The sequence below is a fragment of the Massilia sp. GER05 genome (genome assembly GCF_052056005.1).
In the GTDB taxonomy this organism is placed as follows: domain Bacteria; phylum Pseudomonadota; class Gammaproteobacteria; order Burkholderiales; family Burkholderiaceae_D; genus Telluria; species Telluria orientalis.
The window spans coordinates 3,022,362-3,049,127 of record NZ_CP178858.1 but is presented as its reverse complement, the minus strand read 5'-3'; the positions used below and the strand labels follow the sequence as shown (position 1 = coordinate 3,049,127).

Here is a 26,766-nt window from a genome sequence, read left to right as displayed (position 1 = left end):
TGTTGGTTATGAGATCACCGGCGCTGCCTGCGCCGTGTCTTCCTGCTGTTCCTGCTGGCGCTTGCGGCGTCCCAGCGAGCGCTCCCCGACCATCCATTGGATGAGCCCGGTGGCGGCGAGCATCAAGAGCGTCAGCACCGTGCAATAGGCCAGCGCCACGCCGTACTCGCCGTTGCCGACCCGGCCGATGATGAAGGTGGTGGCCAGCTCGTTCTCGGCGCTCACCAGGAAGATCACGGACGACACGGTCGTCATGGCGCGCACGAAGGAATACACGAGCGACGTGACCAGCGCGGGGCGCAGCAGCGGAAGAATGACGCGGCGCAGGGTGGTCGGCGTCGACGCGCCCAGCATGCTCGACGCCTCGTCGAGGCTCTTGTCGATCTGCTTGAACGCGGCCGTGCCGGCGCGGATGCTGACCGGCAGGTTACGGAACACGAAGCACACCATGATGATCAGGCCGGTGCCGGTCAGCTCGAACGGCGGCACGTTGAAGGCCGTGACGTACGCCACGCCCAGCACGGTGCCCGGGACCGCGAAGGCCAGCAAGGCGCCGAACTCGAACGCGTTCTGGCCGCGAAACTTGACGCGGGCCAGCAGGTAGGCGACGAGCAGGCCGAACAGGGCCGTCACCGGCGCGGCCGCGCCGGCGAGGCGCAACGTCGTCAGCAGCGATTGCCACGCGGCGCCGGTCAGCGCGAAGCCGCCGTTCCAGTCGATGCCGAACGCGGTGTGGAAGTGCTGGAACGTCAGGCTGAAGTCGCGTCCCCACAGCTTGACGAAACCGCCGGCGAACGCGAACAGGTAGATGATGGCGGTGAAGCCGAGCCAAGGCACGGCCACGCCCATGGCGACGCGGCGGACCGGCGTGGGCAGCGCGGGCGGAATGCCGTTGTCGCCCTTGCCCGACATGCTGGTATAGCTGCCCTTGCCGAGCGCCTTGCGCTGGAGGACGAATACGGCGAGCGCGAACGCGCTGAGGATCAGCGCGAGCGACGCGGCGCGCCCCGGATCGATCTGCGCGCCGACGATGGCGAAGAAGATCTCGGTCGAGAGCACGGAGAACTGCCCGCCCACGACGATCGGATTGCCGAAGTCGCTCATCGACTCGATGAAGCCGACCAGGAAGGCGTTGGCCAGGCCGGGCCCGAGCAGCGGCAGCGTGATCGAGATGAACGCGTACATCGGCTTGGCGCGCAGGGTTTGCGCCGCCTCCTCGAGCGTGGGCGCGATGGCTTGCGTGACGCCGCGCATCATCAGGTACGAGATCGGCGTGAACGCGATCATCTGGGCCAGCCACACCCCTTTGGCGCTGTAGAACCAGCGCGAGGGCTCCAGCCCAAACAATTGTTCCAGCGCCTCGTTGACGAGTCCGGCGCGTCCGAACAGCAGGATCAGGCCCAGGCCCACCACGAACGGCGGCGTCACGATGGGCAGGATCGACATCACGCGCACCAGCGGCCTGGCGCGTACCAGCGCGCGCTCGGTCAGCAGCGCCAGCAAGGTGCCCAGGACCGTGGTGCCGGTGGCGGTGGCCAATGCCAGGCCCAGCGTATTCCACGCCACGCCGCAGCTTTGCGCCCCGCTGACGCAGCGCAGGCTCCACACGCGCGAACTGGACAGGCGCGCCCAGCCCTCGGTCGCGCTGAGCTGCCCGGCTTCGTCGAACAGGGCGCCGCTCAGCGATTTGAGCACCGGCTCGGCGATGAACAGGATCAACGCGGCGGCGCACAGGACGACGGCGCCGGCGACGAATTCGTTACCCTGGAAATAGCCGAGGCGGGCGAGTCCCACCCCCAGCAGCACCAGCAGCGACACCAGCACGATCGCCGCGCCCCAGCCGAATCCGAACTGGCCGACCGCGAGCTCGAGCGCGCCCGCCTGCAGCGACGGCCACACCCAGCCTTGCACGCCGATCGCGTAGCCCGCGCCGAGCATGCCGGCCAGCCCCACCCCGGCGCTGCCCAGCAGGACGAACGCCTGGGCGCGCCGCGCACGGAGGAGCAGGCCGCCCAGCGCGACGACGGGCGCGACCAGGGGCAGGAACAGCCACGGACGCTGGAATGCAGCGGCCTGCAGCCAGGCGTTGGCCGCGCCGACGTCGCTGAAGATCGCGCCGAAGTCGCGCAGCCACTTGAAATCGTCAGGCACACCGTACCAGGGCAGTAGTCCCGACGCCGCGATGGCGAGCATGGCCCAGCATCCCGGGACACCGCCAAACCAGGTTTTTTGTTTCATGATTGTTTTCCGATCCCCAGGCCGGGGCCAAATATTGCAATCGGAGCGGTGCCGGTGGGGCACCGCTCCCTCGGTGACACCGGCGTCAGTCGCCGTTGACTTCCTTTTCCCAGCGCTCGAGCAGGCGCTTGCGTTCGGTCGCCTTGCCGTACTTCGCGAAGTCGTAGTTGATCAACTTGATGTGCGAGACGTCCGGCACCCGCGGATCGACTTTCGCGGCCTTGTTCGAGGGGAGCTGGAACTGCTTGGCCGCCGCACCGAGTTCCTGCGCCTTCGCGGTCAGCGCCCAGTCGTAGAACCGCTTGGCGTTGGCGAGATTGCGCGCGCCCTTGACGATCGACATCGATCCGATTTCGTAGCCGGTCCCTTCGCACGGCGTCACGCTCTTCACCGGGAAACCCTGGATGACTTCGCCCGGCACGTCGTGCACGAAACTGATCGAGATCGTGTTCTCGCCATGCGACACGTTCTTCAGCGGCCCGGTGCCGGAGCGCGGGTACTGGCTGATGTTCTTGTGCAGCTTCTTCAGGTACTCGAATGCCTTGTCTTCGCCCGTGAGCTGGACGAGGGTGGCGATCGCCATGTAGGCGGTCCCCGAGGAGTTCGGATTGGCCATCTGGATCTCGCCCTTGTACTGCGGCTGGATCAGGTCCATCCAGCACATCGGGACCGGCAGCTTTTTCTTCGCCATCAACTCGGTGTTGTAGGCGAACCCGAGCGGACCGGAATACAGGCCGACCGTCTTGTACTTGGCCTGCTTGGCCTGCTCCACCGCCCAGTCGCGCAGCAGGTTGATGTTGGGGGACTGGTAGGCCAGGGTCAGGTCCTTCTCGGCCGCCTGCAGGTGCGGATCGCCCGTGCCGCCGAACCACACGTCGGTTTTCGGATTGGCGCTTTCGGCGGCGATCTGCGCCAGCGCTTCACCCGCGCCCTTTTGCACCATGTTGACCTTGATGCCGGTCTCGCGCGAGAACGTGGTCTGCACCAGGTTGCACCATTCGACCTGCACGCCGCAGATCAGATTCAGGGTACCGCCAGCGGCGCTGGCCGGGCCGGCGGCGAGCGCCAGCAGGGGCGCCCCGAGGGCACCCGCGATAAATCGTTTCATGTCGTCTCCGTTTTAAGTATTGCCGGGAATGGCTTAGAAGGCGTAGCGCAGGCCGGCGCCGATCGCGCGCGACTGCCCACCGGTGGCGACGCCGACGCCGCCGGCATCGAAGTCGTAACGGCCGCGCGCCTCGTTCTTGACGATGGCGGCGAAGGTTTCGAACATCATTTGTTTGTTGAACACGTACTGGTACGCGATGACGGCGTTGCGCGCGCCGGTATCGTTGCCGTTGCAGGCGGTGCCATTGCCGTACTCGCAGTGGACGTCGCTGCCCACGCCGTAGCCGCCGTACACGACGTGCTTGCCGAAGGCGTGCTTGGCGGAGATGACGGTGCCGTGCTTGGTCAGCAGGCTTTTCGCCGTGCCGGTGGCGTTGGCGTCCGACAGGCGCATGCGGTCGTGGCCCAGGCCGAGGATGGTGCCGTCCGGCAGGGTGTAGCGCATGCCGAAGCGGAAGTCGCGGTCACGCGTGTTGTGGTCGTTGGTGCCGTTCAGCGTGCCCTTGTCGTTGCGCTGTTCGCCCGACACGCGCAGCTCGAGCGGGCCGTGGACGTACTGCAGGCCGAGGCTGAAGCTGCCGTCATTCAGGTGCGGGCTGTTGGTCGTGCCCGCGGCGCTCTTGCCTTCGTTGGCGCTGTAATAGACGCGCGCCGACAGGCCGCCGAAACTGGCCGATTCGAACGCGAGCGTGTTGTCGAAGCGGACGTTGAACTGCGGACCGACGGCCGACTGGCCGCTGGCGCCGGACAGCATGCCCTGGTCGTCCTGCAGGCCCGCGCCCATCGGCGAGAAGTCGGCGGTGCCGCTGTTCCAGCGTGCCGCCGCCGTCATCCGGCCCAGCTTCACGGTACCGACGTTGGCGAACGCGATGCCGACATAGACGTCCTTCGCGCTGCCGAACATGCCGGCGGTGGCGCTGGCGTTGCCGTTGTCGGCGGCAATACCGGTGGTGAAGTTGGCCAGGCCGGTCATGCCGTTGCCCAGGTCCACCGAGGCGCGGAAGGCCAGCTCGGAACTGACGTTGCTGACCCGGAAGCGGCCGCGCTTGTCCTGGGCCGGCACCGCGGCGTCGACCGCGTCGACGTACTCGAACTGGGCATCGCCCACGCCGGAGACCGCAAAATGCACCGGACCCGCCGCCATGATCGGCTCGGCGTACGCCGCCGACATGCACACCATCGACGCCGCCAGGGCGATACCACTGATCATATTTTTTTTCATTTCATCTCCTGTAAGGCGCTCGGGTAAGCGCCCATCCCTCGTTATGGAAGCCGGCTGTGCGGACCTTCGCACGGCCGGCCCTGCATCGATGTGCCCGCCGGGGGGGACGGCGTGACGCTCGACTTGGACGCAGTGTATTGAAGCAATTTTTAAATTGCGATATTGCAGTGCCGCAAAACGGCGCCAATCTTGCGGCTGGCTTTCAGCCTCCTTTCAATTGGCTTTCAGTAAGTACCTTTTTCCGCCCGGAAAGTTCATTCGCCTTCCATTTTTTCTCGTGCACAAGTAAATTCCGGGATGTAACAGCAGTGTTCGCGGCATTCCGACTACTCAACGACCCGACGATCTATGAAAATCCTGCTTGTGGAAGACGACGCCGACATGTCGAAAGCGCTGGCCCGCGCACTCGACAAACGCGGTTTCCAGGTCACCACCTGCGCCGACGGCACGCATGCCTTCCGCCAGATCCGCGAAGAAACGAACGACCTGGTCATCCTCGACCTGAACATTCCCAACCTGGACGGCCTGCACATCCTCCAGCGCACCCGCGCCCTGTCGATCGGCGTCCCGATCATCGTGCTGACCGCGCGGGGCGCCGTGGGCGACCGGGTCGCGGGCCTGAACGCCGGCGCCGACGACTACCTCGCCAAGCCGTTCGACCTGGAAGAGCTGGAGGCGCGGATCCACGCTCAGCTGCGGCGCAAGGGAAATGGGGAAGAGTCGATGCAGAAGTGCGGGAGGCTGCGCTTCGAACGCAGTTCGGGCGCGTTCTACAACGGCGAGGCCCCGCTCGAATTCACGCCCCGCGAGCAGGCCCTGCTGAAGGCGTTGATCGCGCGCCCGGGCCACGCCGTCAATCGCGAACGCCTGCTGCAGGTGGTCTTTCCCGACGACGCCAACGTCCAGGTCGAGGCCATCGAGGTCGTCATCCACCGCCTGCGCAAGAAGCTGATGGCGACCCAGACCGAGATCATGACGTTGCGCGGCGTCGGCTACCTCCTGCGCCCCGAAACCGCGCGGCCCGCATGAAGTTCGCGCTGCGCGACCGCTCGCTGCGCCGCTATCTGCTGGCCGGCATCCTGGCGCCGATCGCCCTGTTCATCGTCCTCAACGCCATTCATTTGTACTTGCATGCGCTCGATTCGGCCAACACCGCCTACGACCGCATGCTGGTGACCACCGCGTATTCGATCGGCAACAATATCGCGGTGGAGGATGGTCACCTGCTCACCAACGTGGCCTTCGCCTCCCTGGAAGTCTACGAAGCCGGGTTTTCCACCCGGATGATTTACAAGATCAGCGACCGGAACGGCAGGTATATCGCCGGCGATCAGGACTTGCCGACGTTCCGCCCCAGCGGCGCGCGGTGGCCCAAAGCGCCCACCCTGCTGAAGGTGTACGAGAGCATCTATGGCAGCGCCCCGGTGCGCGTGGCCGCGCTGGCGCAACCATCGAAACTGCAGCACCCGGAAGACGATCTGATCATCCAGATCGCCGAACCGCTGTCGTATCGCCGCGAGGTGGCGCGCGACATTCTGTGGAGTGCGGTGCTTGGGCAGACGCTGTTGCTTGCGGTCGTGGCCGGCGTGACGATGGCCGTCGTCACGCTGGCCTTGCGCCCGCTCGACAGCCTGCGCACGCAACTCGATGCGCGCCATGAGGACGACCTGTCGGCACTCCACTGCGCGTCCGCGCCGCGCGAACTGCGGCCGGTGGTGGCGGCCCTGAACCAGTTGATGGGCCGGCTGCACCGGACCGTCGACCTGCAGCAGCACTTCGTGGCGAACGCGTCGCACCAGCTGCGCACGCCGCTGGCCGTGCTGCAGACGCAGCTGCAATCGGGGCTGAGCGGCGACATCGAGCCGGAACTCGCGCTGCGCGAAATGCGTTCGACGGTCGAGCGCGCGACCAAGCTGGCGAACCAGCTGCTGTCGCTCGCCCGGATCGAGCAATTGCGGGGCAAGTCCACGCGCGAGCGGTGCAACCTGGCGGACGTGGCGCGCGACGTGGCGATCGACCTGTCGCCGCTGATCTCGGACAAGAACCTCGATTTCGAGCTGGATGCCGGCGACGTCTGGGTCGAGGGCCGTCACTGGATGGCCGCCGAAATGGTGTCGAACCTGTTGCACAACGCGATCCGCCACACGCCGGCCGAGTCCCGCCTCGGCATTCGTGTGGCGCCCCGCGACGACGGCGCCCTGCTGTGCGTCTGGGATTCCGGTCCCGGCATCCCCGACCAGCAGGAGATGCGCGTGTTCGAACCGTTCGCCGCCGCCCACAGTTCGAAAGGCGGCGGCCTGGGCCTCGCGATCTGCGCCGAAATCGCCGACTCGATGCACGCGGAACTCACCCTGTGCAACTGCGGTATGGCGGGCGCGGTCACCGGACTGGAGGCGCGCGTCCTATTCGCGAACCGCCTGGCCGCCCCCGCCGACTAGGCGCGCCGGCGCCACGCCGCCATCCAGGCCGATGCCATGTCGGACGTCGCGAGGATCGCATCCATCACGCTGCATTCGTCCGGCAGCGCGCCGACGGGCACCATGCGCAAGCCGATGTAGCGGCCGTCGTCCGCATCCCGCAGGATTTCCAGGTCCCCCACATGCGGCGGCGGGTATCCCCCGTCACCGCATGGCGGCAACATTGCCGTGACCACGAGGTGACTCTTGTCCCGCGCATGCAGGGCGGTACGGGTCAGGATGTCGCCGAACCGGAGCTCGAGGACCGGCACGCCGCCCTCGTCCTGGCCGGTCAGCGCGACCAGTTCGCGCAGCAGCGCGGTGATCCGGGCAGTGCCGGCGTCATCTTGCAAGTTTGCGCCCCTCGGATGTGTGGTTATGGCGTCTCTCCGCCTTTTCTGGGCAGGCCCCGCATGCGGCCCCAATCGACATCGTCCTCATGGCGACGCGCGGCCGGACCGCGCGATGTCGCCACCACCTGCCCGTCGCTCAACGACGCGAAGGCCGGATGCCGGTCGGGCTTCCCCGGCGGGTTCTTGGAGAAAAAGTGTTGGATGAAGAAGAGTTTGTCCATGATGTCCAGTCGTTGCTTGCCTGGTCGGCACTGGGCATATGTGCATGGGCGCGGGCCGACGGTTCCGTGGCCATCTGTTTATTCATGAACTTCGATCAAATTATTCGCTATCGTGATATCTAACCTGTGTTCGCCCGGCAAGATATTTCCAGAAGTAATGCCGAGTATTTGAACTTGAAATTGGATTTATATCTCATCGGTTCCGATAATGTGCTTACAGTCAAACGAAACGGAGAACAGAGAATGAACATCGCTAAAAACATGGAAGCCATCTTCCTCGCAGCCCTGGTCGTGGCCGTGAGCGTCTCGAACACCTTCGCCGCCCCCGTCGCGCCGCTGCAAGTGGCGGCCCGCGCCGCCGCCCCGACCGCGCCGACCGGCCCGGCCATCACGATCGTCATCGTCGGCAAGCGCCTGACCGCTGCGCAGAAAGCCAAGCTGGCGGCCTGATGCGCAAAGCGCCCGCACCGGACGAAAAAAACGCCAGGCGCACGCACTGGCGTTTTTTTTTACCGGCTGACGAACCACTTACCCCGCCAACAGCCGGCGCCGCAGCAGCGCCTCGAGACCGCGCCTCGCATGGCAGGCGATGTGAACGTACAACGCTGCGCTCGCGCGCTCGAAGATGATGCGATGCTGCCCCGCGAGAAGCTCGCGATACTGATCCAGTTGGAGCTCCTCCAGTTCCCGCACAAGGATGCGCCTGGAAGGCCACTCCTTGAGTGACCCGACGTCATCGCGGATCTGTTCCGTTACCTTTTTGACGAATGCCGGAGACTGGGAACGCTTCAGGTATTCGCGGATCCCGAGAAGATCGTCGCGCGCGGCATCGGTCCAGATAATTTGCATGAGGTCGTTCAGCTTTCCCCGTCTTCCGCCTCGAACTGCGCGAACAGATCATCATGATCGGTCACTTTGCCCTGTTCGATTTGCTTCTGGCCATGCGCAAGAATGCGGAGCATCGTCAGCTGGTCCTGCATTGTCTGGTAGCTCAAGGGATCCTGGATAACGGCCTGTACCTTGCCGTTCACGGTGATCAGCACCGGCTCGCGCGTCTCCTGCACCTGCTTGACGACATCGCTCGTGTTCGTTTTCAGGAAGCTGATGGGTTGAATATTTTGCACAACGTTCATGAGGCCTCCACAGTCGATGACGGCATCGACACGGCATACCTGAATCCAGTACCGAATTTGGCACCATCCACCATGCTTGCGATCCGCATAAAAAAAACCGCCAGGCTCACGCACTGGCGGTTTTAGTTGGCTGAACAGCCGACAGAGGCTTACTGCGCCGCTGCCGCCGCGTCATCCGCAGCCGCTGCCTTCATCGACAGCTTCAGGCGGCCGCGCTCGTCGGTCTCGAGGACCTTCACGCGCACTTGCTGGCCTTCCTTCAGGTAGTCGGCGACGGCGTTCACACGCTCGTTGGCGATCTGCGAGATGTGCAGCAGGCCGTCCTTGCCCGGCATGACCTGGACGATGGCGCCGAAGTCCAGCAGCTTCAGCACGGTACCGTCGTAGGTCTTGCCCACTTCGACCGATGCGGTCAGCTCTTCGATGCGGCGCTTGGCTTCCTGGCCGGCGGCGGCGTCGACCGACGCGATGGTCACGATGCCTTCGTCGGTGATGTCGATTTGCGTGCCGGTTTCTTCGGTCAGCGCGCGGATGACGGCGCCGCCCTTGCCGATCACGTCACGGATCTTCTCCGGATTGATCTTGATGGTGATCAGGCGCGGGGCGAAGTCGGACAGTTCCGTCTTCACGGACGGCACGGCCTTCTGCATCTCGACCAGGATGTGCTGGCGCGCTTCCTTGGCTTGCGCCAGTGCCACCTGCATGATTTCCTTGGTGATGCCCTGGATCTTGATGTCCATCTGCAGCGCGGTGATGCCCGCAGTGGTGCCGGCGACCTTGAAGTCCATGTCGCCCAGGTGGTCTTCATCGCCCAGGATGTCGGTCAGGACGGCGAACTTGCCGCCTTCCTTGATCAGGCCCATCGCGATGCCGGCCACGTGGGCCTTCATCGGGACGCCCGCGTCCATCAGTGCCAGGCAGCCGCCGCAGACGGAGGCCATCGACGAGGAACCGTTCGACTCGGTGATTTCCGACACCAGGCGGACCGAGTAGCTGAACTCTTCCGGCGACGGCAGCGCGGCGACCAGCGCGCGCTTGGCCAGGCGGCCGTGGCCGATTTCGCGGCGCTTCGGCGTGCCCACGCGGCCGGTTTCACCGGTGGCGAACGGGGGCATGTTGTAGTGCATCATGAAGTCGTCGGTGTACTCGCCCATCAGCGCGTCGATCTTCTGGCTGTCGCGGCCGGTGCCCAGCGTGGCGATCACGAGGGCCTGGGTTTCGCCGCGGGTGAACAGCGCGGAACCGTGGGTGCGCGGCAGGACGCTCGTGCGGATCGAGATCGGACGCACGGTGCGGGTGTCGCGGCCGTCGATGCGCGGCTCGCCGTCCAGGATCTGCGAACGCACGACCTTGGCTTCCATGTCGAACAGGATGTTGCCGACTTCGACGCTGTCGACGCCTTCGCCCAGCTCGGCCAGCACCAGCGCGGTCGTTTCCTTCAGCTTCTGCGTACGGGCCTGCTTGTCGCGGACCTGGTAGGCTTCGCGGATCTTGCCTTCCGCAATCGCGGTGACGCGGGCGATCAGCTCTTCGTTCTTCGGTGCCGGCGCCCATTCGACTTCCGGCTTGCCGCCTTCTTCGACCAGCGCGTGGATCGCGTCGATGACGGCCTTCATCTGCTCGTGGCCGTAGACGACCGCGCCCAGCATGATTTCTTCCGACAGTTGCTGCGCTTCGGATTCGACCATCAGCACGGCGTGCTCGGTACCGGCGACGACCAGGTCCATCTGCGAGGTCTTGAGCTGGGTGGTGGTCGGGTTCAGGATGTACTGGCCGTTCGCGTAACCGACGCGGGCGGCGCCGATCGGGCCGTTGAACGGGATGCCGGCCACGCACAGGGCGGCCGAGGCACCGATCATCGACGGGATGTCCGGATCGATTTCCGGATTGACGGACAGGACGTGGATGATTACCTGGACTTCGTTCAGATAGCCTTCCGGGAACAGCGGACGGATCGGACGGTCGATCAGGCGCGACGTCAGCGTTTCCTTCTCCGACGGACGGCCTTCACGCTTGAAGAAGCCGCCCGGGATCTTGCCCGCGGCGTAGCTCTTCTCGATGTAGTCGACGGTCAGCGGGAAGAAATCCTGGCCTGGCTTGGCATCCTTCTTGGCCACGACGGTCGCAAGGACGACGGTGTCTTCGACCGACACGAGGACGGCGCCACTGGCTTGACGGGCGATTTCGCCGGTCTCGAGGGTGACGGTATGGTCGCCGTACTGGAAGGTTTTCGTAACTTTGTTAAACATGGGTAATCCCTTTCTATTTGCCGACAGATTTTCAGGCGCTGTCGTTCACCTCAACTACATTTTTTTCCTTCGGGTCAGAGCACGGTGTTCACGGTTGTGCTCTGACCCCGGCTTACGGTGTTCACGGTTGTGCTCTTACCCCGACTTACTTCAAAGAAAAACTCACCGACGGCCGAAACGAAAAATGCCCGCGACAGTGAAACTGACGCAGGCATTTCAAAGCTTGGGCCGTTTGGCGCAATGCTCGGAAACTGCTGATTACTTACGCAGGCCGAGTTTGGCGATCAGGTCGCGGTAACGGTTCAGATCCTTGGCCTTCAGGTAAGCCAGCAGGCTCTTACGACGGTTGACCATCATGATCAGGCCACGACGGGAGTGGTGATCCTTCTGGTGTTCCTTGAAGTGGCCGTTCAGTTCGTTGATGCGGGCGGTCAGCAGTGCAACCTGGACTTCCGGCGAACCGGTGTCTTTGTCGCCGCGTGCGTTGTCCGCGATGATCGCGGCCTTGTTGATGTTTTCTACGGTCATGATGTTGCCTTTCACATGCGGTGCAAGAGTCGGAACCCAGCGCACCGTGAATTGATAAAAAACCTGGCCCGAAGGCCAAGACCGGGAAGTATATGGGAAAAGCGCGGGCGAGGCCAGTTTTTCCGCCGCTTCCGTTAAAATCGGGAGGTTGGCGATGCCACAATGGCATGCCCGCTGAACCGTAAACACATGAAAATCACTCTCATCCGCACCGCCGCCGTCCTTGGCATCGCCCTGTCCCTGTCCGCCTGCTCGACCTTCAACCGCACGCCGCCGGCCGGCACGCCGCTGGCCGACGTGACCGCGAAGCTGGGCAAGCCGGACGCCGTCTACCCCGATCCCGCCGGCGGCCAGGTGCTGGAATACCGCGGCCAGCCGATGGGCCAGTACAACCACATGGCACACATCGGCGCCGACGGCCGCCTCGTGGCGTACGAGCAGGCGCTCACCAGCGCGAACTTCGCCAAGGTGCAGCCGGCGCGCTGGACGAAGGACGACGTCCTGCGCACCTTCGGCCGCCCCGCCGAAGTCTCGCGCGACCGCGCGACGGGTGACGAAGTCTGGTCGTACCGCTACAAGCAGGACGGCATCTGGAACTCGTACAGGAACATCTATTTCAACGTCCGCGGCGAAGTACGGCGCACGGACGACACACCGGATCCGCTGCTCGACGACCGTTCGAAGGGCCTGTAACCAGGAGATCGCGATGATGACCCCGCTCCGTTCGACCCTGTGCGCGACCGCCCTGGCGCTGGTCCTGTCAGGCTGCACGACGATATTGCGCCAGCCGCCGCCGATTGGGGCGCCGCTGACCGCCGTCACCGCGCAGCTCGGGCAGCCGAACGCCGTCTATCCGGATCCCGCCGGCGGCCAGGTACTCGAATACCGTGGCCAGCCGATGGGCCAGTTCCAGTACATGGCGCGCATCGGCCCGGACGGCCGTCTCGTCTCGTACGACCAGGTTCTCACGAGCGAGAACTTCGGCAAGGTCAAAGTCGACCGGTGGACCAAGGACGACATCCTGCGCAATTTCGGCCGCCCCGCCGAGGTGTCGCGGGTGTACGCGCACGACTACGAAGTGTGGTCGTACCGCTACAAGGAAGCGGGCGTGTGGAACTCGATGATGAACGTGCACTTCGATGCGCAGGGCGTCGTGCGCCAGATGCTCAACGGGCCCGACCCGCTGTACGACGACCGTTTCCGCCGCCGCTGATCCGCGCCGGCAGCGCAACAATGTGTGAGGATGTGGCGATCGGCGCTGGCTATACTGGGCCGACATGATCGCCACCGCACCCGCCCTGCTCCCGCCGCGCGACCGCCGCCACGTCGGCATCGCGGTCACCCTCGTCGTGCATGCCGTCCTGGTCCTGGGCTGGCAGATGACGCGCCGTCCGCCCGCCGTCACGCCCGAACCGCCGCGCTCGACGATCCAGTGGATACGGCTGCCGGCGCCCGCCGCGCCCCAGCCGCGGCGCGAACAAGAGGAACAGGCGCCCGCGCGCCCGCAGGTGGCGCCGCGCGCAGGTGCGACCACCCTGCCCCGCGTGACCGTGCCGGCCGCACCCGCCGCCGCGCCGCCGGCGGCCGACACGCCCGCCGCCGCGAGCACGCCCGCCGCCGCGAGCACGCCCGCGGCACCGCCGGCGTCCTCCGCCGGCGCCGCCATGCTGGAACGCGCCCGGCGCGACGTCGGCGCCATCGACCGCGCGCTGCGCAAGGAAAACAATCCGTATATCGTCGCCCCGCCCGACAGCCCGCAGATCCGCCTGCGCAGGGGCATCCAGGCCGCGGCCGACATGGCGCCGAACGCGTGGTACCAGGCGCCGAAGGTGGCGGAACTCGTCAACAACACGGGCGACGGCGCACGCCGCGAGCGCGTGATCTCGGGCGGCGGCACCTATTGCATGACGGAGCGCGCCCCGACGACGAGCATCGACATGATCGAGAAACACGGCAAGTGGAGGCAGACCAATTGCCCGGAGCACGAATCGACGCCCAGCTCGCAGGAATGGCGCACGGCGCGCGACTGAAGTGGCTTGTGCGCCACGCGCACGATTGGACCTGTCATCGGAATGTCATCGAAATCGGCGAGCCTGACGTCGCGCTCCCGAAGCGCACTTTCCGAAGCGGATCCACTTTCACGAGGTCACCCATGTTCCTGTTTTCCCAGTCCGTCACGCCCGCCGTTCGCTCGCACCTGGACGCACAGGTTGCGTTCCTCAACGACATGTCGAAATCGATGTCGCGTTCGATCCAGCATCTCATCGACGCCAACATCCAGTTGAGCCAGACCCTGCTCGAAGAAAGCAACATCGCCGGCCAGCAGCTGCTGACGACGAACCACCCGACCGACGTCATCTCGGCCGCCGCGTCGCGCGCCCAGCCGGCCGCGGACAAGCTGCGCGCTTACCAGCAGCACCTGTCGCGCGTCGTCGCCGATTCCCAGGTCGACCTGGCCCGCGTGGCCGAGCAGCACGTGCAGGAGACGTCGCGCACCGCACGCACGTTGGCCGACGAGGTGGCGCGCGCCGCGTCCGAAGAAACGCAAAGCAGCCTGCGCGCGCAGCAGGACACGCTGAAGAATTTCCGCGACCCGTTCCAGAACGGCAGCGTCCACCGTGGCAACCTGCAGAGCGCAGGCAACGGCGCACATGACGACACGTTCCGCGGCAGTGTGCAGGCGGACGCGCACGTGGGTCAGCAGGGCAAGTCGGCCGCGAAAGCCGGCTGAGGCAACAACATATGCACGTCGTCCCCGCGCAGGCGGGGACCCAAGTTTGCGGCCGCAGCTGGAGAAATCAGGCTCCCGCCAAGGGGGCGCCGAGAGCGACGAGACTCAGCGGCGCTCGCTCGGATCGAGCGTCTCTTCATCCGTCTGGATGATGCTGACGGGCTTGCCTTTCGCGAGCCGGTACAGGTACACGGCATAACCCGACAGGCCATACACCACGAACAGCGGCCACAACACCTTCGGCGGGTCGATCGCCAGCAGTGCCAGCGCGAGCGCGATCAGGAACACGACGATGAACGGCACCGACTTGCGGAAATTGACGTCCTTGAAACTGTAGAACGGGACATTGGTCACCATCGTCAGGCCCGCGAACAGCGCGATGCCCCACGAGATCCAGTCGACCTTGCGCGCGCTGACGTTGATGTCCGGGTCCGTCATCATCATCACGAAGCCGACGACCAACGCGGCCGCGGCCGGGCTCGGCAAGCCCTGGAAGAAGCGCTTGTCGACGACCTCGATGTTCGTGTTGAAGCGGGCCAGGCGCAATGCGGCGCCGGCGCAGTAGACGAACGCGGCGATCCAGCCGAGCTTGCCCAGGCCGCGCAGCGACCATTCGTAGATGACGAGGGCCGGCGCGGCGCCGAACGAGACCATGTCGGACAGGCTGTCGTACTGCGCGCCGAACTCGGACTGCGTGTTCGTCAGGCGGGCGACGCGGCCGTCGAGGCTGTCCAGCACCATCGCGATGAACACGGCCCAGCAGGCGTGGTCGAAGCGCTGGTTCATCGCCATCACGATTGCGTAAAAGCCGCCGAACAGCGCCGCCGTCGTGAAGGCGTTCGGCAGCAGGTAGATGCCCCGGCGCGGGCGGGATGCGGCGGCATCCGTCTTGCGGACGCGGCTGAAGCGGGCGAAGCGGGGCGCCTTGATGGCGCCGGGTTTGCGGCGTCGGGGTAGTGTCGGCATAGGTTTCTTTTTCTCAACAATGCACCGAGGAGGCGCGGACCCCGCCATTATAGTGTCCGCGCACCTCTGTTAGCGAACGGCTACCGTCAGCGGAATTTCACCTTGCCGACCAGGCGCATCTGCAAGGTCGTCTCGCCCGGCTCGAAGCTCGGCTCGGGCATCTCGGCCATGTCCGCGCGCTTGGCCGACATGCGCATCATCTGCGGTGCCGCGGCCTCGGCCTGGCCGCCCGCGTAGTTGCCGCTGCCTTCGAAATCGACCGTGTCGATGACGGCGTCGTTCACGTTGCGGCCCATCGCGCGCGCGATGGAGGCAATGCGCTCATTGAGGTTGCGGTACGTGGCGGCGATGCGCTCGTCGTCCAGGCGTTTCTGCAGCTCCGGGCTCAGGTGGTAGTCGATGCCGTTCAGGTTGACGACTTTCTGCGCGGCGGCGGCCGTCTTCGGCAGCGCCTGCAGGTTGCGCGTCTTCACTTCCAGGTACTGGCCCACGCGCCAGCCGATCGGGACGCGGCGCGCGGCGGGGTTCGCCAGCGGACGCGGGCCGTCCGGCACTTCCGGATAGACGGGATAGGTGTAATAGCCGACCGTTTTCAGTTCCGCCTGCGGATCTTCGCGGCGCACGATGTCCGTGCCCTGCTTCATCTTCTGGTTGACGCGGGCGGTGGCCGCCGCGCGGTCCTTGTCCTGCTCCTCGACGGCGAAGGTGACGGTCGCCTCGTCGTTGGCATGCTTCACTTCGCCGAACGCGGGCACGATGACGAGGGTGCCGCTCGTGGCGGGCGCGGACTGGGCTTGCGCGGACAGTGCGGCGCTCAGCGCGGTCAACAGGACGAGTTTTTTGATGGACATTGTTGTTCTCCTTCGATTCTTCACGGCGCATTGCCGCGGCAGGAGAACGATAACCGGTCTGGCGCGAAAGTCGAGTTTATGTAATGAAAAGTTGCAAATGATTGCAAACCAGTGCAAACCTTCGGCGTTGCACAAATTCGGGGTCAGAGCACATTTTGGCGCAAAAGCCCTCAAGCAAGCGCCGCGGGCGGATTCGTGCCGGGCTATCGCATTGGCGGCAGCGCCACGTCGACGTCCCGACCCCGGCTTGGAAAAACATTACAACGCAGCCATTGTTCAGAATTGTGCTCTGACCCCGAATTTCGGCAAAAAAAAACGCCCCCGCAAGCGGGAGCGTTTTTCAAGTCGGCAAAGACGATCAGTTCTTCGACTGGTCGACCAGCTTGTTCTTGGCGATCCACGGCATCATCGCGCGCAGCTGTGCGCCGACCTGCTCGATCTGGTGCTCGGCGTTCAGGCGACGACGCGAGATCAGGGTCGGGGCGCCGGCCTTGTTTTCCAGGATGAACGACTTGGCGTATTCGCCGGTCTGGATGTCCTTCAGGACAGCGCGCATCGCGTTCTTGGTGTCTTCGGTCACGACGCGCGGGCCGGTGACGTATTCGCCGTATTCCGCGTTGTTCGAGATCGAGTAGTTCATGTTGGCGATGCCGCCTTCGTAGATCAGGTCGACGATCAGCTTCAGCTCGTGCAGGCACTCGAAGTAAGCCATTTCCGGCGCGTAGCCGGCTTCCACCAGCGTCTCGAAGCCGGCCTTGATCAGCTCGACGGCACCGCCGCACAGCACGGCCTGCTCGCCGAACAGGTCGGTTTCGGTTTCTTCACGGAAGTTGGTTTCGATGATGCCGGCCTTGCCGCCACCGTTGGCCATTGCGTACGACAGGGCGATGTCGCGGGCTGCGCCGGACTTGTCCTGGTAGACGGCGACCAGGTGCGGCACGCCGCCACCCTGGCGGTAGGTACCGCGCACGGTGTGGCCCGGGGCCTTCGGTGCGACCATGATCACGTCGAGGTCGGCGCGCGGCACGACCTGGCCGTAGTGCACGTTGAAGCCGTGCGCGAACGCCAGCACGGCGCCCTGCTTGATGTTCGGCTCGACGTTGTTCTTGTACACGTCGGCGATGTTTTCGTCCGGCAGCAGGATCATGACGACGTCGGCGGCTTTGACGGCCTCATTGACTTCGGCGACCTTGATGCCGGCCTGTTCGACCTTGCCCCACGACGCGCCGCCGCGGCGCAGGCCGACGGTGACGTTGACGCCCGATTCCGTCAGGTTCTGGGCGTGTGCGTGGCCTTGCGAGCCGTAGCCGATGATGGCGACATTCTTGCCTTTGATGAGGGAGAGGTCGCAGTCTTTGTCGTAGAAAACTTTCATTTTTTAATCCTGTGCTTTTATATATATCGTTTATTCGTTTGGTGGGCTCGGGGAGCCCACCCTACGTTCATTGATCGGCGTAGGGTGGGCATTTGAGGCCAGCGGCCTCAAATGAAACGTGCCCACGCACCACCGGCGTCAAACCTTGAGGATGCGCTCGCCGCGGCCGATGCCGGAACCGCCCGTGCGGACGGTTTCGAGGATCGAGGCGCGGTCAATGGCGTCGATGAAGGCATCCAGCTTCGTCTTCGCGCCCGTCAGTTCGATCGTGTACGTTTTTTCCGTCACGTCGATGATGCGGCCGCGGAAGATGTCGGCGGTGCGCTTCATTTCTTCGCGTTCCTTGCCGACTGCCCTCACCTTGATCAGCATGAGCTCGCGCTCGATGTGCTGGCCTTCGGTCAGGTCGACCACCTTCACCACCTCGATGAGGCGGTTCAGGTGCTTGGTGATCTGCTCGATGATGTCGTCCGAACCCGTCGTCACGATGGTCATGCGCGACAGGGTAGCGTCTTCGGTCGGCGCCACGGTCAGCGTCTCGATGTTGTAGCCGCGTGCCGAGAACAGGCCCACCACGCGCGACAGCGCGCCGGCTTCGTTTTCCAGCAGGACGGAGATGATGTGTCGCATTACAGGTCCTCCGATCCGAGCAGCATTTCCGACAGGCCTTTACCCGTCTTGACCATCGGCCAGACGTTTTCGCTGCGGTCGGTAATGAAGTTCATGAACACCAGGCGGTCCTTCATGGCGAACGCTTCGCGCAGCGCGCCGTCGACGTCGCCCGGTTTCTCGATGCGCATGCCGACGTGGCCATAGGCCTCGGCCAGCTTCTCGAAGTCCGGCAGGGAATCCATGTACGACTCGGAATAACGCGAGCCGTAGTCGAGTTCCTGCCACTGGCGCACCATGCCCAGGAAGCGGTTGTTCAGGAGGATGATCTTCGGCGTCAGATGATACTGCTTGCAGGTCGCGAGTTCCTGGATGTTCATCTGGATCGAACCCTCGCCCGTGATGCAGGCCACGGTCGCACCCGGATTCGCCATCTGCACGCCCATCGCGTACGGCAGGCCCACGCCCATCGTGCCCAGGCCACCGGAATTGATCCAGCGGCGCGGCTTGTCGAACGGGTAGTATTGCGCGGCCCACATCTGGTGCTGGCCCACGTCCGACGTGATGAACGCGTCGCCGCCGGTGACTTCCCAGACCTTCTCGACGACGGACTGCGGCTTGATCAGCTCATCCGAGGTCGCATAGCGCAGGCACTCGCGGCCGCGCCAGTCCTCGATCTGCTGCCACCACTTCTGCACGGCCGGGTTCGGACGCTGCTCGGCGGCATCCAGCTGCGACAGCAGCTCGACCAGCACGTCCTTGACGTTGCCGACGATCGGGATGTCCACTTTCACGCGCTTCGAGATCGACGACGGGTCGATGTCGATGTGGATGATCTTGCGCGGGTTCGACGCGAAGTGCTTCGGGTTGCCGATCACGCGGTCGTCGAAGCGGGCGCCGATGGCGATCAGGACGTCGCAGTGCTGCATCGCCATGTTCGCTTCGTAGGTGCCGTGCATGCCCGGCATGCCGACGAACTTCCTGTCGGTGGCGCGGTAGGCGCCCAGGCCCATCAGCGTGTTCGTGACCGGGAAGCCGAGCTTGTCGACCAGCTTGTTCAGTTCGTTCGACGCATTGGCGAGAATGACGCCGCCGCCCGTGTAGATCATCGGACGCTCGGCCGTCAGCAGCAGCTGCACTGCCTTGCGGATCTGGCCGGCGTGGCCCTTGTCGACGGGGCGGTAGGAACGCATCTCGACCTCTTTCGGGTACGAATACGTCGCCTTCTGCATGCTCACGTCCTTCGGGATATCGACGAGGACCGGGCCCGGACGGCCGGTGCGTGCGATATAGAAGGCTTTCTTGATGGTATCGGCAAGGTCTTTGACGTCCTTGACGAGGAAATTGTGTTTCACCACCGGGCGCGTGATGCCCACGGTGTCGCATTCCTGGAATGCGTCCTGGCCGATCGCATTGGTCGGCACCTGGCCGGAAATCACGACCATCGGAATCGAATCCATGTATGCGGTGGAGAGGCCGGTGACGGCATTGGTGACGCCCGGACCGGACGTGACCAGGCATACGCCCACTTCATTCGAGCTGCGCGAATACGCGTCGGCCGCGTGCACGGCTGCCTGCTCGTGGCGTACCAGGATGTGCTGGAATTTGTCCTGCTTGAAGATGGCGTCGTAGATGTAGAGAACCGCACCGCCGGGGTAACCGAAGACGTGTTTCACGCCCTCTTCCGCCAGGCAACGGACTACGATCTCAGCGCCCGTGATGGGAGCTGCTGCGTCGTTACTCATGATACGTTCCTTTCAAAACCCATAGGGAGATTGATCGGATGCTCGTCCCTGACGAGATACGTGTCACGCAACAGTGCTCATGCTTCCCTTCTCTCTGCGGTCACGTCGATCTTTCAGGATGCCGTAGGATCCTTACGAACCGGCGCTGGACGCAACTCGTTCAGCTTGAGTTACTGTAGCGGAATGCGAATCTCTCGCGCTTGTGGCACGGGTTGGAGCAAACTGCCTACATTGTGAAAGCGCGTCATGCCGAGGTTGACTTTGTGTGACAAGCTGGCTTGACAATAAGCTTCGGGGGTGCAAAGCGTTCCATACCTTACTGCGTTGCACCATTCTGGTCAAGATAAATAATTATTTTTTCACGACATTTGCCCGCGTTTGGGGCCGCATGGTGGGCACAGGGTGCCCACCCGACCGATCGACACCAGACGCCGGCTCAAGCGGTATCGTCCGGCAGCCACGCGCGGGCGGCGGGGCGCGCTTCCAGCCGCGCCATCCACGCGGCGATGGCGGGATAAGCGGGACGCTCGCTCATCGGCGTCTTGCGCCAGCGGTGCGCGGACAGGCCCAGCACGACGTCGGCCAGCGAGAACGCCCCGCCCGCCACATAGTCGCCGGCCGTTTCCAGGTGCCGCTCGAGCAGGCCCATCTGGCGATTCCAGCCGGCGATGCCGGCGGCGATCTGCACCGGATCCTGGTGCGCGGGGCTGCCCCGCAGCAGGCCCATGAACGCGTAACGCCACGCATTGTTCAATTCCGTCGCCTGCCAGTCCATCCACTGCTCCACCTTCGCGCGGGCGAGCGCCTCGGCCGGCAGCAGGCGGCCATCGCCATGGCGCGTGGCCAGGTAGCGGCAGATCGTGTTCGACTCCCACAGCACGACGTCGCCATCGACCAGCACCGGCACCATCGCGTTCGGATTCAGCGCGAGGAATTCCGGTTCCTCCGTGGAGCGGAAGCCGCTGCCCCAGTCTTCGCGCTCGAACGCGATGCCGAGTTCGCTGGCGGTCCACAAGACCTTGCGGACGTTGATCGAGCCTGCCTTGCCGAGGATGCGCATCATCCGATTGCCTCCGTCACGATGTCGATTCAGCCATTTTAAAAGCAAAATGGCAACTTTGTTTGCAGACACCCCGGGAAACTACGTACATGCCAGCCTGCCGGTTTCGGGTGCGGTCATCCATAATTTTTGCTAGCATTCGACAGTTTTCCGAAAAGCCACAGGCAACGTACCTGTGGCGCCCACCACTTATCGCATGGCCACTGATAAAGAACTCAACGACTTCCTCGAGAGTGTCGAGCGGCGCGCCTTCAAGCAGGCGGCGTACGCGGTCCGCAAGGACGAGGCAGCGCTCGACATCGTTCAGGACGCCATGATCAAGCTCGCGGAGAAATACGGCGACAAGCCCCTGGCCGAATTGCCGATGCTTTTCCAGCGCATCCTGCAGAACACCATCCTCGATTACTTCCGCCGCGAAAAGGTCAGGAATACCTGGGTCAGCCTCTTCGGAGGCCTCGGCCGCCGGGACGACGACGACGAGGATTTTGATATACTGGCATCTTATGAGGCCGAAGAAGGAACGTCCGCCGCGGAGTCGAGCGCGGATCAGGTCGAACGTGCGGAAACCCTGCGCCTGATCGAGGAAGAGATACAAAAGCTCCCGGCGCGTCAACGGGAAGCGTTCCTCATGCGTTACTGGCAGGACATGGATGTGGCCGAGACGGCCGAAGCGATGGGATGCTCCGAGGGCAGTGTAAAGACGCATTGCTCTCGCGCTACGCATTCTCTGCAGAAAGCCCTGGAGGCCAAGGGAATTAAATTATGAACACCGACGACATCAACCTGGCGTACAAGATCCGCCATGCCCTGAACGAGAACCTCGACAACCTGCCGGCCTCGACGACCGACCGCCTGGCCGCCGCGCGCGCGGCCGCGCTCGCACGAAAAAAAGCGCATGCCGCCGATGCATCCGTGCGCGCCAAGCAACAGCAGCGTGCGTCGTTCGACCTGGGCGCGCTGTTCTCGATGCAGTGGATGGCGCGTGCCGCCGTCGTCGCGCCGCTGCTGCTGATGGCGGCCGGCATGGTCGGCGTGTACCAGTACGAACGCGAGCAGCGTGCGGCCGAGCTGGCCGAGCTGGATGCGGCCGTGCTGTCCGACGACCTGCCCCTGACCGCCTACACCGACCACGGCTTCAACGCTTACCTGGCGCAACAGCAGCAAGCACAGCAACAGCCGCAGCGAGCCCAGTAAAGGATGACGGCTAACAAGCTCAAGGTTGCCGGCGCCGCCGCCGCCGTCGTGCTCGTTGGCGCGGCCGCACTGACCCTCCATCAGCAAGGCGGCTTCCTTCCCGCATCAGGCCCGGCCACGCGTGACGCGGCGGCCGACGCTGCGCCTGCCCAGCCCGCCAAACCGGCCACCGGCAGCCACAAAGGCGGCGACAAGTCCCTGTGGCGCAGCCTGACGCCGGCCCAGCAGGTGGCCCTGCAGCCGCTGCAGGGCGAATGGGACCAGATGGATGGCGTGCGCAAGCAGAAATGGCTGCAGCTCGCGAACCGCTTCGCCACGCTGAAACCGGAAGAACAGCAGCGCGTGCACGAACGCATGCGCGCATGGGCCAAGCTGACGCCCGAGCAGCGCGAGCTGGCGCGCGAAACCTATACGCGCACCCGCAAGATCGCCCCCGAGCAAAAGAACGCCACGTGGGAAAGCTACCTGCAACTGCCGGAAGAACAGAAAAAGAAACTGGCCGCCTCGGCCACGGCCCGCAAGACGCCCCGCGTCGTGCCGTCCCAGGCCAACGGCAAGGTCGTCGCACCGCTGGGCCAGGGCGCGACGTCGTGCCCGGCCGGCATGATCAAGAACACCGTCTCGGCCGCCCCGCCGTGCGTGACGCCGCCGCCGCCCCCGGCGCCCGTGCAGCCCGCGCCGGTGCAGCCGCCCGCCAATCCCCAGCCCGCACCGGAGCCGGAAAAGCAGGTCCCGGCCAACTGGGGCATCACGCCGAACAACGCCTAGACAGGATCGCCATGCACGACACCCCTAGCATGACTCCGACCATAAAGCGCCGCCTGACCGCGATGGTCTACGAGACCTTCCTGTTGCTGGCGGTGGAGATGCTGGCGGTGGCGCTGTTCCTCATCGTCACGCGCAACAATCACGCGCCCGTGTTCCAGTACGCGATGAAGGTCTGGCTGTTCATCGTCACCGGCGCGTATTTCACCTGGGGCTGGACCAACAGCGGCCACACCCTCGCGATGAAGACGTGGCGCATGCAGGTCGTCACCGCCGGCGGCGCGCGCCTGCCGCTGACGACGGCCATCGTGCGCTACCTGCTGGCCTGGGGCTGGTTCCTGCCCGCCCTCCTCGCCTGCACGGCACTGGGCCTGAAGGACAAGGCCCAGATCGGCACGGCCATCGCGGTCGGCGTGCTGGCGTGGGGTCTGACAGCCTTCTTCGACCGCGACCGCCAGTTCCTGCACGACCGCCTGGCCGGCACCCGCCTGGTGCAGCTGCCGAAGCCGGTGAAGACCGGCGCCCCCGTCGAAGCGGCGTAATCACTGCTGCGCCAGCAGCTTGCGGATCGTCGCCTCGGTCTGCGCATAATCCCCTTCGCCGAAGTGCGTGTAGACGACTTCGCCCTTCTTGTCGACGAGGTAGAACGCCGGCCAGAACTGGTTGTTGTACGCGCTCCAGGTGGCATACCGGTTGTCCTGCGCGACCGGGAAAGAAATCGCGTTGCGTTGCACGGCCGTCTTGAGGTTGTTCAGGTTGCGCTCGAAACCGTATTCCGGCGTGTGCACGCCGACGACGACCAGTCCCTGGTCCTTGTACTTCTGGTGCCAGCCTTTCACGTACGGCAGCACGTGCTGGCAGTTGATGCAGTCGTAGGTCCAGAAATCCACGAGCACCACCTTGCCGCGCAGCTGCCGCATGCTCAAAGGCGCGCTGTTGATCCAGTTGTCGATGCCCGCGAATTCCGGTGCGGGTGCTGCATGTGCGCCGCCGGCGATGACAGCGGCAGCGAGGATGAGCGAACGGATTTTCATGGAGAACTCCTTACAGGGTTGGGAAGATGGACGGGACGTGCGCGGCGATCTGCGTGTCGACCTGGAACCAGATCGCGGCCGCGCTGGCCAGCACGAGCACGCCGAACGCGCGCTGCAGGGCCACCGCATGGCGGGCCACGCCGCGCACCCGCTGGACGATGGCCTGGCCGCCGTGGATCAGCGCCAGCATCGGCAGCGCGGCACCGAGCGCGTACAGGCCGACGAGCTGCGCGGCTTTCCCGGGATCGTGCGCCCGCACGACGAGGGCGAGGATCGAGGCGAGGACGGGACCGGCGCACGGCGTCCACACGGCGCCCAATGACAGGCCCAGCACGAACGCGCCGCTCTGCTTCGGGACGGCGCCGGTGCCGCGCAGCTTCGCCCACAGCGGGCGGACGGCGTCGACGAGCAGGTCCCATGGCCGCGGCCAGATGCGCAGCAGGCCCGACACACCCAGCAGCACGATCGCGATATTCCGCAGCGTCTCCTGCGCCAGCTGCGCCGCGCTCGACACGGCGCTCAGCGCCAGCGCGAACGCGGAAAACGACAGTACGAAGCCGGCCACGATCATGAGCGGACGGCGGCGGCTCGACTGTTCCACGGTCGCGCCGAGCAGAAACGGCAGCACGGGCAGCACGCACGGCGACGCCACCGTGGCCAGGCCGGCCAGCAAGGCAAGCGGGGATTCGATCGGGTTGGTCATGGGAGCCTCCTTGTTGTGTGAGACGCCATTGGACGCCCGCGGTGTGTACGCGATGTGTCCGCAACCTCCCATTTTTGTCAGGCCATGTGTCCTGTCCGGCCACCGACACATTCGGACATAATGACGCCGCGACGTCGCGCTACAGTAGCCCTGCAACCAACGGAGGAGAACCCATGAACGAGTCCGATCACGTCCTGGTCGTCGACGACGACCGCGGCATCCGCGAACTGGTCGGCGCCTATCTGGAAAAGCAGGGGCTGCGCGTCACGCTGGCCGCCAACGGCCGCGAGATGAGAAACGCGCTGATGCAGGCGACGCCCGACCTGATCCTGCTCGACATCATGATGCCCGGCGAGGACGGCCTCACTTTGTGCCGCGAACTGCGCGCGGGGAAGCACCGCGCGGTTCCGATCGTGATGCTGACGGCGCGCGACGACGAGACCGACCGCGTCGTCGGCCTGGAACTCGGCGCCGACGACTACGTGCCGAAGCCGTTCGCCGTGCGCGAACTGCTGGCCCGCATCCGCGCCGTGCTGCGCCGCACGCGCATGCTGCCGCCGAACCTGCAGGTGACGGAGGCCGCGAAACTGATCGCGTTCGGCGACTGGCGCCTCGACACGGTCGGCCGCCATTTGCTCGATGCGGACGGCGTCGAAGTCGCGATGAGCGGCGCGGAATACCGCCTGCTGCGCGTGTTCCTCGACCACCCGCAGCGCGTGCTGTCGCGCGACCAGCTGATGGGCCTCACGCACGGCAACGACGCGGAATTCTTCGACCGCTCGATCGACCTGCTCGTGAGCCGCCTGCGCCAGCGCCTGGGCGACGGCGCGCGCGAGCCTCGTTACATCAAGACCCTGCGCAACGAGGGCTATGTGTTCTCGGCCGAGGTGACGATCCTGGAAGGCAGGACATGAAACCGCGGTCGGCCATCCCTTGGCCACGGAGCCTGTACGCACGCCTCGCATTGATCCTGTTCGCGGGCCTCGCAGTCGCGCAGGGCCTGTCCGTCGCGCTCACGTTCACGGAACGCGACCAGGCGACGACGAACCTGATGATGGGGTATGTGGAACGCGAAGTCGCAAGCTCCGTCGCCCTGCTCGACCTGCTGCCGGCGGCCGAGCGTCCGGCCTGGCTGCCGCGGCTCGCGCGGCGCAGCTACCGCTTCATCCTCGGGCCGGGCGAAACGGTGGGCGCGATGCCGGACGAGAAGCTGTCGGCGCAGATCGCGCACTCGATCGAACAGGGCATCGGCCGCAGCTATCCGCTGTCCGTGAACGGCCTCGGGAACGAGGGCCGCATGCAGGTGCACCTGCGCCTGTCGGACGGTGCGCCGCTGACCATCGACGTGCTGCCGATGCGCGGCGTGCCGCTGTCGCCATGGCTGCCGTACATGCTCGCGGCGCAGCTGGCGATCCTCGCCGCGTGCTGCTGGTTCGCGGTGCGCCAGGCCGTGCGTCCGCTGCGCGTGCTGGCCGAGGCGGCCGACGCGCTCGGCCCGGACCTGCGCCCCGTCGAGCTGCCGGAACGCGGCCCGTCGGAAGTGCTGCGTTCCGCGCGCGCGTTCAACGCCATGCAGAAGCGTATCGCCGCGTACGTGGACGAGCGCGTGCGCATCCTGGCCGCCATCTCGCACGACCTGCAGACGCCGATCACGCGCATGCGCCTGCGCGTGGACATGATGGACGACGAAGCCCAGCAGCCGCGCCTGCGTGCCGACCTGGAAGAGCTGCAAGGCCTCGTCAAGGACGGCATCGGCTACGCGCGCGCGATGCACGGCGAACGCGAGCCGGCGCGCGCCATCGACCTCGACGCCCAGCTCGACAGCCTCGTGCTGGATTACCGCGACGCGGGCAGCGCCGTGAACCTCGAAGGCCGCATCGGCGCACCGGTGCACACGCGCCCGAAAGCGCTTCGCCGGATCATCGGCAACCTCGTCGACAACGCGCTGCGCTACGGCGGCGGGGCCGACATCGTCGTCGGGCGCGACAGCCAGGGCGCAGTCCTCATCCGCGTGCTGGACGACGGTCCCGGCATCCCCGCCGGGCAGCTGGAAGCGGTGTTCGAGCCGTTCTTCCGGCTGGAGGCATCGCGCAACCGCGACACGGGCGGCACCGGGCTCGGCCTGGCGATCGCGCGCCAGCTCGCGGGGAGTCTCGGCGGGACGCTCACCTTGCACAACCGGCCGGAGGGCGGGCTGGAGGCGCGGCTGACCCTGCCGTGACCTGC

At 65.3% G+C, this 26,766-nt stretch carries 30 protein-coding genes; 13 read left to right on the top strand and 17 right to left on the bottom strand.

What is annotated here, in order from left to right:
• Positions 1–6 precede the first annotated feature (6 nt).
• The 3 genes from ACL58G_RS13675 to ACL58G_RS13665 all read right to left on the bottom strand — a co-directional run bounded on the left by ACL58G_RS13675 (position 7) and on the right by ACL58G_RS13665 (position 4,567).
• Positions 7–2,238, bottom strand: coding sequence for an ABC transporter permease (locus ACL58G_RS13675; RefSeq protein WP_413384269.1), 2,232 nt, complete (start codon positions 2,236–2,238; stop codon positions 7–9).
• A gap of 85 nt (positions 2,239–2,323) precedes the next feature.
• Positions 2,324–3,346 (bottom strand): ABC transporter substrate-binding protein, encoded by a 1,023-nt coding sequence (locus ACL58G_RS13670; protein ID WP_413384267.1) that lies wholly within the window; start codon positions 3,344–3,346, stop codon positions 2,324–2,326.
• 33 nt (positions 3,347–3,379) lie between these two features.
• On the bottom strand, positions 3,380–4,567 hold the full coding sequence (locus ACL58G_RS13665) for a porin (RefSeq protein ID WP_413384265.1): 1,188 nt from the start codon (positions 4,565–4,567) through the stop codon (positions 3,380–3,382).
• 348 nt (positions 4,568–4,915) lie between these two features.
• On the opposite strand from ACL58G_RS13665, the gene ACL58G_RS13660 reads away from it, so the two are divergent.
• The gene (locus ACL58G_RS13660; RefSeq protein ID WP_413338731.1) at positions 4,916–5,596 is read left to right on the top strand and encodes a response regulator; all 681 of its coding nucleotides are present in this window, start codon (positions 4,916–4,918) and stop codon (positions 5,594–5,596) included.
• Entirely contained in the window at positions 5,593–7,005 is a 1,413-nt protein-coding gene (locus tag ACL58G_RS13655; protein WP_413384263.1) for a sensor histidine kinase, read from the top strand. The genes ACL58G_RS13660 and ACL58G_RS13655 overlap by 4 nt, the downstream gene beginning before the upstream one ends.
• On the opposite strand, the gene ACL58G_RS13650 is transcribed toward ACL58G_RS13655, so the two are convergent.
• Positions 7,002–7,376, bottom strand: a complete 375-nt coding sequence (locus ACL58G_RS13650; protein ID WP_413338727.1) for a hypothetical protein — start codon at positions 7,374–7,376, stop codon at positions 7,002–7,004. The genes ACL58G_RS13655 and ACL58G_RS13650 overlap by 4 nt on opposite strands.
• Before the next feature lie 23 nt (positions 7,377–7,399).
• Positions 7,400–7,597 (bottom strand): hypothetical protein, encoded by a 198-nt coding sequence (locus ACL58G_RS13645; RefSeq protein WP_413384261.1) that lies wholly within the window; start codon positions 7,595–7,597, stop codon positions 7,400–7,402.
• 243 nt (positions 7,598–7,840) lie between these two features.
• Between ACL58G_RS13645 and ACL58G_RS13640 the strand changes: the two genes are divergently transcribed.
• Positions 7,841–8,047 carry a hypothetical protein gene (locus ACL58G_RS13640; protein ID WP_413338723.1) on the top strand — a complete coding sequence of 69 codons (207 nt, stop codon included), beginning with the start codon at positions 7,841–7,843 and terminating at the stop codon, positions 8,045–8,047.
• A 78-nt stretch (positions 8,048–8,125) separates the two neighbouring features.
• Here the strand turns inward: ACL58G_RS13640 and ACL58G_RS13635 are convergent, their stop codons facing one another.
• The 4 genes from ACL58G_RS13635 to rpsO form a co-directional block, all read right to left on the bottom strand.
• Positions 8,126–8,446, bottom strand: coding sequence for a type II toxin-antitoxin system RelE/ParE family toxin (locus ACL58G_RS13635; protein ID WP_413384259.1), 321 nt, complete (start codon positions 8,444–8,446; stop codon positions 8,126–8,128).
• An 8-nt stretch (positions 8,447–8,454) separates the two neighbouring features.
• Positions 8,455–8,730 (bottom strand): type II toxin-antitoxin system Phd/YefM family antitoxin, encoded by a 276-nt coding sequence (locus ACL58G_RS13630; RefSeq protein ID WP_413384257.1) that lies wholly within the window; start codon positions 8,728–8,730, stop codon positions 8,455–8,457.
• Positions 8,731–8,879: 149 nt separating this feature from the next.
• A complete protein-coding gene (pnp, locus tag ACL58G_RS13625; RefSeq protein WP_413384255.1) occupies positions 8,880–10,979 on the bottom strand; it encodes a polyribonucleotide nucleotidyltransferase in 2,100 nt (699 codons plus the stop codon).
• Between the two features lie 258 nt (positions 10,980–11,237).
• A complete protein-coding gene (gene rpsO, locus ACL58G_RS13620; RefSeq protein ID WP_056137414.1) occupies positions 11,238–11,507 on the bottom strand; it encodes a 30S ribosomal protein S15 in 270 nt (89 codons plus the stop codon).
• Positions 11,508–11,696: 189 nt separating this feature from the next.
• Between rpsO and ACL58G_RS13615 the strand changes: the two genes are divergently transcribed.
• The 4 genes from ACL58G_RS13615 to ACL58G_RS13600 all read left to right on the top strand — a co-directional run bounded on the left by ACL58G_RS13615 (position 11,697) and on the right by ACL58G_RS13600 (position 14,238).
• On the top strand, positions 11,697–12,200 hold the full coding sequence (locus ACL58G_RS13615; protein ID WP_413384253.1) for a hypothetical protein: 504 nt from the start codon (positions 11,697–11,699) through the stop codon (positions 12,198–12,200).
• A 13-nt stretch (positions 12,201–12,213) separates the two neighbouring features.
• On the top strand, positions 12,214–12,720 hold the full coding sequence (locus ACL58G_RS13610; protein WP_413338712.1) for a hypothetical protein: 507 nt from the start codon (positions 12,214–12,216) through the stop codon (positions 12,718–12,720).
• 64 nt (positions 12,721–12,784) lie between these two features.
• On the top strand, positions 12,785–13,537 hold the full coding sequence (locus tag ACL58G_RS13605) for a hypothetical protein (RefSeq protein ID WP_440967322.1): 753 nt from the start codon (positions 12,785–12,787) through the stop codon (positions 13,535–13,537).
• A gap of 122 nt (positions 13,538–13,659) precedes the next feature.
• Positions 13,660–14,238, top strand: a complete 579-nt coding sequence (locus tag ACL58G_RS13600) for a phasin family protein (protein ID WP_413384248.1) — start codon at positions 13,660–13,662, stop codon at positions 14,236–14,238.
• A gap of 105 nt (positions 14,239–14,343) precedes the next feature.
• On the opposite strand, the gene pssA is transcribed toward ACL58G_RS13600, so the two are convergent.
• The 6 genes from pssA to ACL58G_RS13570 form a co-directional block, all read right to left on the bottom strand.
• The gene (pssA, locus tag ACL58G_RS13595; RefSeq protein ID WP_371757968.1) at positions 14,344–15,204 is read right to left on the bottom strand and encodes a CDP-diacylglycerol--serine O-phosphatidyltransferase; all 861 of its coding nucleotides are present in this window, start codon (positions 15,202–15,204) and stop codon (positions 14,344–14,346) included.
• An 86-nt stretch (positions 15,205–15,290) separates the two neighbouring features.
• Complete coding sequence (locus ACL58G_RS13590; protein ID WP_413384246.1) at positions 15,291–16,055, bottom strand: SIMPL domain-containing protein; 765 nt, start codon at positions 16,053–16,055, stop codon at positions 15,291–15,293.
• 358 nt (positions 16,056–16,413) lie between these two features.
• Complete coding sequence (ilvC, locus tag ACL58G_RS13585) at positions 16,414–17,430, bottom strand: ketol-acid reductoisomerase (RefSeq protein WP_036230707.1); 1,017 nt, start codon at positions 17,428–17,430, stop codon at positions 16,414–16,416.
• 138 nt (positions 17,431–17,568) lie between these two features.
• Complete coding sequence (ilvN, locus tag ACL58G_RS13580; RefSeq protein WP_056136997.1) at positions 17,569–18,060, bottom strand: acetolactate synthase small subunit; 492 nt, start codon at positions 18,058–18,060, stop codon at positions 17,569–17,571.
• Positions 18,060–19,784 (bottom strand): acetolactate synthase 3 catalytic subunit, encoded by a 1,725-nt coding sequence (locus tag ACL58G_RS13575; RefSeq protein WP_413384244.1) that lies wholly within the window; start codon positions 19,782–19,784, stop codon positions 18,060–18,062. Before ACL58G_RS13575 ends, ilvN begins: the two co-directional genes overlap by 1 nt.
• A gap of 436 nt (positions 19,785–20,220) precedes the next feature.
• The gene (locus ACL58G_RS13570; protein ID WP_413384242.1) at positions 20,221–20,847 is read right to left on the bottom strand and encodes a glutathione S-transferase family protein; all 627 of its coding nucleotides are present in this window, start codon (positions 20,845–20,847) and stop codon (positions 20,221–20,223) included.
• 193 nt (positions 20,848–21,040) lie between these two features.
• Between ACL58G_RS13570 and ACL58G_RS13565 the strand changes: the two genes are divergently transcribed.
• From ACL58G_RS13565 to ACL58G_RS13550, 4 genes are read left to right on the top strand one after another with little or no spacing between them, the layout of a single operon-like run.
• Positions 21,041–21,610 (top strand): RNA polymerase sigma factor, encoded by a 570-nt coding sequence (locus ACL58G_RS13565; RefSeq protein WP_413384240.1) that lies wholly within the window; start codon positions 21,041–21,043, stop codon positions 21,608–21,610.
• Positions 21,607–22,038 (top strand): DUF3619 family protein, encoded by a 432-nt coding sequence (locus ACL58G_RS13560; RefSeq protein WP_413384238.1) that lies wholly within the window; start codon positions 21,607–21,609, stop codon positions 22,036–22,038. The genes ACL58G_RS13565 and ACL58G_RS13560 overlap by 4 nt, the downstream gene beginning before the upstream one ends.
• A gap of 3 nt (positions 22,039–22,041) precedes the next feature.
• The gene (locus ACL58G_RS13555; RefSeq protein ID WP_413384236.1) at positions 22,042–22,806 is read left to right on the top strand and encodes a DUF3106 domain-containing protein; all 765 of its coding nucleotides are present in this window, start codon (positions 22,042–22,044) and stop codon (positions 22,804–22,806) included.
• Positions 22,807–22,835: 29 nt separating this feature from the next.
• On the top strand, positions 22,836–23,345 hold the full coding sequence (locus ACL58G_RS13550) for an RDD family protein (RefSeq protein WP_413384234.1): 510 nt from the start codon (positions 22,836–22,838) through the stop codon (positions 23,343–23,345).
• Here ACL58G_RS13550 and ACL58G_RS13545 read toward each other — a convergent pair whose 3' ends face one another.
• Positions 23,346–23,837, bottom strand: coding sequence for a thioredoxin family protein (locus ACL58G_RS13545; protein WP_413384232.1), 492 nt, complete (start codon positions 23,835–23,837; stop codon positions 23,346–23,348).
• Positions 23,838–23,847: 10 nt separating this feature from the next.
• Positions 23,848–24,540 carry a cytochrome c biogenesis CcdA family protein gene (locus ACL58G_RS13540; RefSeq protein ID WP_413384230.1) on the bottom strand — a complete coding sequence of 231 codons (693 nt, stop codon included), beginning with the start codon at positions 24,538–24,540 and terminating at the stop codon, positions 23,848–23,850.
• 173 nt (positions 24,541–24,713) lie between these two features.
• Here ACL58G_RS13540 and ACL58G_RS13535 point away from each other — a divergent pair, with 173 nt between their 5' ends.
• Complete coding sequence (locus tag ACL58G_RS13535; RefSeq protein WP_413344763.1) at positions 24,714–25,454, top strand: response regulator; 741 nt, start codon at positions 24,714–24,716, stop codon at positions 25,452–25,454.
• Positions 25,451–26,761, top strand: a complete 1,311-nt coding sequence (locus ACL58G_RS13530) for an ATP-binding protein (protein WP_413384228.1) — start codon at positions 25,451–25,453, stop codon at positions 26,759–26,761. Before ACL58G_RS13535 ends, ACL58G_RS13530 begins: the two co-directional genes overlap by 4 nt.
• The last annotated feature ends 5 nt before the right edge of the window (positions 26,762–26,766 follow it).